Origin of the sequence: Chitinophaga sp., assembly GCF_039596135.1 — a bacterium.
Lineage (GTDB): Bacteria > Bacteroidota > Bacteroidia > Chitinophagales > Chitinophagaceae > Chitinophaga.
On the sequence record NZ_JBCNKH010000023.1, the window covers coordinates 82,411 to 91,138 of the forward strand.

General features: G+C 46.0%; 6 protein-coding genes. 5 read left to right on the plus strand and 1 reads right to left on the minus strand.

What is annotated here, in order from left to right:
- The first annotated feature begins 75 nt into the window (after nucleotides 1-75).
- From ABDW16_RS15470 to ABDW16_RS15490, 5 genes are all read left to right on the plus strand, one after another.
- Complete coding sequence (locus ABDW16_RS15470; RefSeq protein WP_343670887.1) at nucleotides 76-678, plus strand: 5'-nucleosidase; 603 nt, start codon at nucleotides 76-78, stop codon at nucleotides 676-678.
- A gap of 222 nt (nucleotides 679-900) precedes the next feature.
- Nucleotides 901-1,809, plus strand: a complete 909-nt coding sequence (locus ABDW16_RS15475) for an Error-prone repair protein ImuA (protein ID WP_343670888.1) — start codon at nucleotides 901-903, stop codon at nucleotides 1,807-1,809.
- Nucleotides 1,810-1,811: 2 nt separating this feature from the next.
- Nucleotides 1,812-3,386: a DNA polymerase Y family protein gene (locus ABDW16_RS15480; protein ID WP_343670889.1), complete on the plus strand. Its 1,575-nt coding sequence runs from the start codon at nucleotides 1,812-1,814 to the stop codon at nucleotides 3,384-3,386.
- A 4-nt stretch (nucleotides 3,387-3,390) separates the two neighbouring features.
- Nucleotides 3,391-6,489 (plus strand): error-prone DNA polymerase, encoded by a 3,099-nt coding sequence (locus ABDW16_RS15485; protein ID WP_343670890.1) that lies wholly within the window; start codon nucleotides 3,391-3,393, stop codon nucleotides 6,487-6,489.
- Between the two features lie 200 nt (nucleotides 6,490-6,689).
- Nucleotides 6,690-8,327, plus strand: a complete 1,638-nt coding sequence (locus ABDW16_RS15490; RefSeq protein ID WP_343670891.1) for an FAD-dependent oxidoreductase — start codon at nucleotides 6,690-6,692, stop codon at nucleotides 8,325-8,327.
- A gap of 21 nt (nucleotides 8,328-8,348) precedes the next feature.
- Here the strand turns inward: ABDW16_RS15490 and ABDW16_RS15495 are convergent, their stop codons facing one another.
- Nucleotides 8,349-8,687 carry a Crp/Fnr family transcriptional regulator gene (locus ABDW16_RS15495; protein WP_343670892.1) on the minus strand — a complete coding sequence of 113 codons (339 nt, stop codon included), beginning with the start codon at nucleotides 8,685-8,687 and terminating at the stop codon, nucleotides 8,349-8,351.
- Nucleotides 8,688-8,728: the final 41 nt, after the last annotated feature.

The following is an 8,728-nucleotide window of genomic DNA, read 5'->3' on the forward strand; positions in this document are numbered from 1 at the left end:
CATTTTTTGCTTTCTGAAATTCGTCTGGTGTGAACAGGGGTTGCATAGTACGGTGCTAAGTGGTACCTTTGCGCAATGATTCAAATTAATCAGGAATATTCCTTTCCTCTTGAAAATGTATTGTTCTCTTTTGCACTGGCAGCTGAAGCGGCGGAAGTATTTGAAAGTCATCATACATTGATTACGGGGATTGGTAAGGTGAATGCAGCTTACGAACTAACGAAGGCGATACAGATCAGCAGACCGGCATTGATAGTAAACCTGGGATCTGCGGGGAGCAGTTTCTTTCAGAGAGGAGAGGTTGTTTGCTGTACGAAATTTATACAGCGTGATATGGATGTAAGAGGTTTGGGATATGCGCAATATGAAACGCCGTTATCAGGGGTGCCCCCATTGATTGAATACGGGTTGAAAATGGATGGAGTGAATGAAGGGATTTGTGGCACGGGGGATAATTTTGAAATGGGGCATGCTGCGACTGCTTATAATGTAGTGGATATGGAATCGTATGCGATTGCGCTGATAGCGATGAAGGAAAAGATTCCATTTCTTTGTTTGAAATATATTTCAGATGGAGCGGATGATAATGCGGCGGAAGATTGGCTGGTGCAGGTGCATAAGGCGGCAGTAGCGTATGGAGAATTATTGCGGATAAAGCCGGTGGTTAGAGGTAATTAACCTCCTGAGAATTGCTTAAAACTTCATTAGGTACCTGAATAAAAGAGCACAAAAAAGTAAGATATGAAATGCCCCCAAGAGTTAGACACTTTTGGGGGCATTTCAATTTCAATACGGGCTCTTTTTTATATCAAAAATCTACTGAAAGAAAAAAACATTTTAGCTAAAAAATGTAGTATTATTGCTAATATTTTTAGTATTCATTTTAAAAAATCCAGGTCTATGCTAACCGACAAGGCGGAGGTGCTCAAGCGCCTGCAGCAGGAGATATTGCATCTTCAGGGATTTAAATCAAAAAATAACGAAGAAAATGTACTGGGGTTAGGGCCTATAGAAGCGGCATTTCCGAATGGAGTCTTTGCCACAGGGGCTATTCATGAATTCGTTGCCCATGCCAGCGAAGAGACTGCTGCCACTTTTGGGTTTGTCAGTGCTGTACTTTCAAAATTATTGACGGATGCAAGGCCCTGCATCTGGATATGCCCCAGCCGGAGCCTGTTTCCGCTGGCGTTGAAAAAATTCAATATTGAACCTTTTCAGATCATATTTATAGAGACGGCCACTGATCCTGAGAGTTTGTGGGTAATGGAGGAAGCATTGAAATGTGATGGTATTGGAGTGGTGGTGGCAGAGATTGCAAGGGTTTCATTTTCCCAATCCAGGAGGTTGCAACTGGCCGTGGAAAAAAGTAAGGTAACGGGGCTTTTGCTTCGTTCACTCCGATCGCAAAATACGCTTGCCAGTATTGCCAGGTGGCACATTACCCCTCTTCCCAGTGTGAATCCGGATGGTTTTCCGGGTATGGGGTATCCGCAATGGCAGGTGGAGTTGATGAAAGTGAGAAATGGGAAGCCTGGTACATGGAAAGTGGCGTGGTTACCGGATGGGTTCAGGGTGGTGCAGGATGAGTTTAGGGTGGTGCCAGATGGGGTCAGGGTGATGCCGGATGAGTTTAGGGCGGCGCCAGATGGGGTCAGGGTGATGCCGGATGAGTTTAGGGTGGTGCCGGATGGGGTCAGGGTGGTGCCGGATGAGTTCAGAGTGGCGCCAGATGGGGTCAAGGTAGCGCCGGTGCAGGAAATGGGAATTCAATATACAGCACCCATCGACACTCAATCTAAAGTGGGCTAGACATGGCGGGGAGATATATTGCGATATGGTTCCGGCATTTGCTGACCGATTGGTACGTTCGCAAACATCCGGATTACGGGGATTTTCCCCTGGTATTTTCAGCGAATCAGCGGGGAAAGCAACTCATAGTTGCCACCTGCAAAAAAGCGGAAAATCTGGGTATTTATAGCGGAATGGCAGTGGCCGATGCCAAAGCGCTGTTTCCTACATTACAGGTTACCCATTATCCTCCAGATCAGGAACTCCAGCTGTTAACCGCCCTGGGTCAATGGTGTATCCGGTATTCCCCGGTGGTGGCACCTGATCCTCCTGATGGACTGCTCATCGATGCGTCGGGTTGTGCGCATCTTTGGGGCGGAGAACAGCATTACCTCATGGAGATCATGCTTAAATTGAAAGCATATGGCTACGATGTGCGGGGGGCAATGGCTGATACGATTGGTACCGCATGGGCGGTGTCAAGATATGGGCAGGAAGCGATGATTGTAACAGGCGGTTTGGAACGGAAGGCACTGCGCCCCCTCCCTCCTGCTGCGTTACGACTGGATGATGTACTGTTGACAAAATTGCAGCAACTGGGTTTTCACAGGATTGAAGATTTTATACATCTGCCATTAAATGCTTTGAAACGCCGGTTTGGACAGACATTTATTCTTCGTTTAAAACAGGCCCTGGGAGCAGAACGGGAAGACATTTTACCACTTGGTGTGCCGCCAGTGTATGAAGAAAGGTTGTCCAGTCTGGATCCAATCAAAACTGATAAAGCGATTATTATTGCGCTGACGAACCTGCTGGATGTGATCTGCGGGAAATTGCAAAAGGAAGGGAAAGGGATACGTACTGCTACATTAGTTTGTTACAGGGTGGATGACCAGGTGGTACAAATCAGTATTGGTACAAACGGGGCTTCGAATAATACGGCTCACCTGTTAAAACTGTTTGAACTTAAGATACCGAATCTTGCACCGGGGCCGGGTATTGACTTGTTTATTTTGCAGGCATCGCTGGTGGAAGATGTGATTACTGCACAGGAAAAAATATGGTCAGCGGGAGGATCTGCGGATAATAATATCACGAAGTTATTGGATAGGATTGAGAGCAAGATTGGGCCAGGTAGTATTAAACGGTATCAGCCTGTGGCGCATTACTGGCCGGAGTTGTCTGTACAGGCGGTTCGGACGGGGGGAAATCAGGAGAAAAACAAGGAAGTTCGATCGATAATGACTGGTGGAAATCAGCAGCAGGTAAATGCTTTCAGAGCAGGTGGTACCATTGAAAGCCATCAACAGCTAAACACTCCCCGGCCGGAAAAACTACTTCCTACACCATTACCCATTGAAGTCACCGCCCCAATACCAGACTACCCACCTATGCTATTTCGCTTCCAAAATCAACTGCACGAAATAAAAAAAGCAGACGGCCCTGAACGCATTGAACGGGAATGGTGGCTGGACGAAGGCGAGCACCGTGACTATTACATAGTTGAAGACGCCGCCGGCAGGCGCTACTGGATCTTCCGCCTGGGACACTATGCCGTTAACCAGACACAATGGTTTATCCACGGATTTTTTGCTTAGTGAAATGAAATATATCGAACTACAGGTAACAAGTAATTTCAGTTTTCTCCGGGGCGCTTCCCATCCCGAAGAACTGGTGGAACAGGCCGCCCTGTATGGATATCCTGTAATCGCGATTACCGATCATAATACCCTTGCAGGTGTAGTGCGGGCACATGTAGCGGCCAAAGCCAAAGGCATGCGCATCATACCGGGCGCCAGTCTTGGCCTGCAGGACGGACCAGGATTATTAGCCCTGCCAACAAATAAAGCCGCTTATGGCCGTCTATCAAAATTACTAACCGTAGGTAACCTGAGAACTGAAAAAGGAAAATGCGAATTATATAAACAGGATGTTTTTAATTACAAAGAAGGCATCCAGTTCATCATCATTCCACCCCATGAATTAAATGATCAATTTGATTTCGATCATACTTTCAAACTGGCTGTAAAAGAATACAAAGAACAATTTGGACAAGCGCTTTCATTAGCTGCCGTTCGTACTTACCAGGGATCAGATCAGAAAAGATTTTTCAGATTACAGGAGCTTTCCCAAAAGCACAACATCCCCCTGATCGCCACAAACGACGTTCACTACCACGAACCATCCCGCCGCCAGTTGCAGGATGTATTAACCTGTGTAAGAGAGAAATGTACCATCACACAAGCGGGCTTTAAACTGCACTCCAATGCAGAACGATACATGAAAGCCCCTGAAGAAATGATACGCCTGTTCAGGCAATACCCTGACGCCATCAGCCGGACCATTGAAATTGCCAATGCCTGCCAGTTTTCGCTGGATACCCTCGAATATATTTACCCGGAAGAAGTGCTGGACAAAAATAAAACACCCCTACAGCAATTGCGGGACCTTTCCTGGCAAGGGGCCAGGGAACATTTTGGAGACAACATCCCCGATTCTATTGCCAACTCCATTAACCATGAGCTCACATTCATTGAAGAAATGAATTACGCCTCCTACTTCCTGACTGTGTATGATATTGTGAAATTCGCCCGGTCTCAAGGCATTCTCTGCCAGGGAAGAGGCTCTGCTGCAAACTCTACGATCTGCTATTGCCTGGGTATTACGGCTGTTAACCCCACTAAATTCGATCTGCTGTTCGAACGCTTTATTTCCTCGGCACGCAATGAACCTCCTGATATAGATGTGGACTTTGAACATGAACGACGGGAAGAAGTGATGCAATATGTCTATAATAAATATGGCCGTGACCGGGCGGCGATCGTAGCCACCGTTACTCAACAACATTTCAAAGGCGCCCTGAGAGATGTAGGCAAAGCAATGGGACTTTCTGTAGATACCCTGCAACAATTATCCAAGGCCATTAACCGGCATACAGAATCTTTTGATGCAAAGCTACTGGCAGAACAAGGGCTAAATCCCGATGATCCGAACCTACGGAAAGTAGTGGAACTCACGAACCAGATGATCGGGTTTCCCAGGCAACTGGGACAACACACCGGTGGGTTCATCATTACCCAGGACCAGCTCACAGACCTCTGCCCTATTCTGAATGCACGCATGGAAGACCGGACCAACATTGAATGGAACAAAGATGATATAGATGCACTGGGTTTTCTGAAAATAGACGTCCTTGCACTGGGTATGCTGACCTGCATCCGCAAAGCTTTTGTACTCGCAAAAATGCATTATGGATTGGACCTGACCCTGGCAAACATTCCACAGGATGACCCGAAGGTCTATGAAATGATCAGCAATGCAGATACAATCGGTGTATTCCAGATTGAAAGCAGGGCACAGCAATCTATGCTGCCCCGGTTACGCCCTAAGACATTTTATGATCTTGTGATTGAAGTGGCTATTGTGCGGCCAGGCCCCATCCAGGGAGACATGGTGCACCCTTATTTAAGACGACGCAATGGCGAAGAAGCCGTTGACTACCCCTCTAAAGAGCTGGAAAATATTCTCGGTAAAACTTTAGGCGTACCGCTATTCCAGGAACAGGCTATGAAGATTGCCATTGATGCGGCCAACTTTACCCCCGCAGAGGCAGACCTCTTAAGGCGGAGCATGGCTACCTTCAAAGCACAGGGACAAGTGACACAGTTTGAAAAAAAACTGGTTGACGGAATGGTCCAAAAAGGCTACAAGGAAGAATTTGCAAAGCGCGTATTCCGCCAACTGGAAGGATTTGGGGCTTATGGTTTCCCGGAATCGCATGCTGCCAGTTTTGCGCTGTTAGTATACGTCTCCTCCTGGCTCAAATGCTTTTACCCCGATGTATTTGCAGCGGCATTGCTGAATAGTATGCCTATGGGATTTTATCAGCCTGCACAAATCGTATCGGATGCAAGGAAGCATGATGTAAATGTCAGACCCGTTGATATTAATCATTCTATGTGGGACAATACTTTGGAAGGGAAACTGGTTATGAGATTAGGTTTCAGACAGGTAACAGGGCTGCGGGAAGACGATATTGATTTGCTTATAAAAAATCGTGGGGATGGATACCAATCGATCAATCAATTGTATGATACAGGCATCAAACTGGCTACTTTAGAAAAGCTGGCCAATGCAGATGCATTCCGGTCCATTGGGCTGGACAGAAGAAAAGCGCTGTGGGAAGTATCTGCCTTGCACGATCATCCCATTGCCCTGTTTGCCGGCCAGCCTTCGGAAACAGCCTATGAGCACCAGATTGAATTACCATTAATGAGTATGCCGGAGCATGTGGTGCAGGATTATGCGACTACGGCTTTATCACTCAAAGCGCATCCGGTCAGCTTTGTACGGGAACAATTGACCGCTTTGCATATCTCCACTACAGCGGAGGTGAATAATGGGGTGAATGGAACTCCTGTAAAAGTAGCGGGGCTTGTACTGGTCAGGCAACGGCCGGGTACTGCATCGGGGGTGTGTTTTATTACCATTGAAGATGAAACGGGGTGTAGTAACCTGGTGGTGTTTCAGCAGACATTCACCCAATTCAAAAGTGATATTGTGCAGTCTAAATTATTGATGGTAGAAGGTACTTTACAAAGAGAAGGGCAGGTGGTGCATGTGATTGTAAAGAAGTGTTATAACTTTTCTAAGTTATTACGGAATATGACGGTTATTCCGGATTCGAGGGATTTTAAATAAGAGTTAATATAGTATCACGATTTGACACTAAAGCAGCAAACTGACCGCCGGGGTTCAGTAAGTAATATTACATCCTGATAAAAGTCATCAGACTACAGGATTATAGCCCTATGTAACAAAAGTTACTTTCAGCATCTTCGCCGGATGATAGTTTTGTCTTCAGATGAAAACTATTTAATTAAAAACCACCATTTTAATTTATGAAGTATCTGATTATTGGCGCAGTAGCAGGGGGTGCATCTACTGCGGCCCGGTTAAGAAGATTAGACGAGCATGCTGAAATTATCATTTTTGAAAAAAGCGGGTACATTTCCTATGCCAACTGTGGTCTCCCTTACTACATCGGGGATGTAATCAAAGACAGGAACAAACTGTTTGTACAAACTGCCACCTCATTTTCAAAACGATTCAATATAGACGTACGGGTCAATTCAACTGTGACTGACATTGATCCGCAAAATAAAACCGTCAGGGTATTTCACCAGCCTTCGGGCAGGAAATACGAGGAAACCTATGACAAGTTAGTGCTCTCCGTGGGGGCGGAACCCATACGCCCGCCCCTGCCCGGTATTGACAATGAAGGGATTTTTACTTTAAGAAATGTAAACGACACGGATAAAATCAAAAACCACATTTCACAGGCGAACATCAGGAAAGTAGTTATTGTAGGGGCAGGATTTATTGGTCTGGAAATGGCCGAAAACATTCATGGCCTGGGTATAGAAGTAGAGATTGTAGAAATGGGGGCACAGATACTGGCGCCGGTAGATTTTCCAATCGCGGCGATTATTCAACAACACATTCGTAAGAAAGGCATTACCCTACATTTAAATACGGCGGTGACTTCGTTCAATAAAAATGAGGTTGTTCTGAATAACAGGGATGTGATCAACGCCGATATGGTCATCCTGTCTATCGGTGTGAAACCCGATCTGCAGCTCGCAACAGCCGCCGGGTTAGAAACAGGCAAAGGGATTATTGTCAATGAATACCTGCAAACATCCGATCCCAATATTTATGCAGTGGGCGATGTGATCGAGTTCGAAAACCCGGTGACAGGCATTGCTATGAATACCTTCCTTGCCGGACCGGCCAGTAAACAGGGACGTATTTGTGCGAATAACCTGGTGCATGGAAATGTGCAACCATACAATGGCTCTATCAATACCGCTATTGTAAAGGTTTTTGACATGACGGTGGGGTCTGCGGGTCTTGCTTCCAAACACCTGAAAGCGGGTAATATTGAGCATATTGTTTCTACAACACATGGTGTATCTCATGCAGGTTATTATCCGGGCTCCAGGCAGATGACGATCCAGCTCACATTTGCACCCGGTGATGGGCAGTTGCTCGGTGCACAGATTGCGGGGTATGACGGGGTTGATAAAAGACTGGATATCCTCTCTTCTTTAATTCAACAAAAAAAGACCATCTACGACCTGGTTGAATTTGAGCAGGCATATGCGCCGCCTTATTCTTCTGCAAAGGATCCTATTAATATTGCGGGTATGGTGGCAGAAAACATCCTGCTGAAGCGACTGCATGTAATTTACTGGGATGACCTGGAGAACCTGGATTTTTATGAGGATGTACTGATCGATGTGCGTACACCGGACGAGTATGAGATGGGGAATGTAAAGGGATCTATCAATATTCCTGTGGATGAAATACGGAATAAGCTGTCATCTATTCCGCGTGATAAGGATATTTATATTTATTGCGAGGCAGGGTTGAGAGGGTATTTAGCACAGCGTGTGTTGTTGCAAAATGGGTTTAACAGGGTTTGGAATATGTCGGGCGGGTATAGAACGTGGAAAACCTGTGTGAATGAAAGTTAAAAGCTCCCTTACGGGAGCTTTTTATTTGATCCATTCAAATGCATTGCGGTGTATGATGATCCAGCCATCTTTCTCCATCTTCTTCATGAGCCGGCTGATTACTTCCCGGGAAGAATTGAGGTCATCAGCTATTTCCTGGTGGGTGAGTTTGATATGACGCCCCATTTTGCTGACACGTTCTTTTATATAAAATTCCAGTCGTTCGTCCATTTTTTTAAAGGCAATGGCATTGACGGTCTGGAGGAGATCTTCGTATCGTGAGCGCCATGTTCTTATCACGAAGTAGTGCCAGCTTTTGTATTTGCCCAGCCATTCGTCCATGTATTCCAGCGGGATGACGAGGATGGTTACATCTGTCATGGCTTTGGCCAGTACCTGGCTGTTTTCCTGCCTTTAAATAC

What these genes read in the sequence shown, in the direction of transcription:
- ABDW16_RS15470 (WP_343670887.1), top strand. Translation starts at nt 76, where the DNA reads ATGATTCAAATTAATCAGGAATATTCCTTTCCTCTTGAAAATGTATTG.
- ABDW16_RS15475 (WP_343670888.1), top strand. Translation starts at nt 901, where the DNA reads ATGCTAACCGACAAGGCGGAGGTGCTCAAGCGCCTGCAGCAGGAGATA.
- ABDW16_RS15480 (WP_343670889.1), top strand. Translation starts at nt 1,812, where the DNA reads ATGGCGGGGAGATATATTGCGATATGGTTCCGGCATTTGCTGACCGAT.
- ABDW16_RS15485 (WP_343670890.1), top strand. Translation starts at nt 3,391, where the DNA reads ATGAAATATATCGAACTACAGGTAACAAGTAATTTCAGTTTTCTCCGG.
- ABDW16_RS15490 (WP_343670891.1), top strand. Translation starts at nt 6,690, where the DNA reads ATGAAGTATCTGATTATTGGCGCAGTAGCAGGGGGTGCATCTACTGCG.
- ABDW16_RS15495 (WP_343670892.1), bottom strand. Translation starts at nt 8,687, where the DNA reads ATGACAGATGTAACCATCCTCGTCATCCCGCTGGAATACATGGACGAA.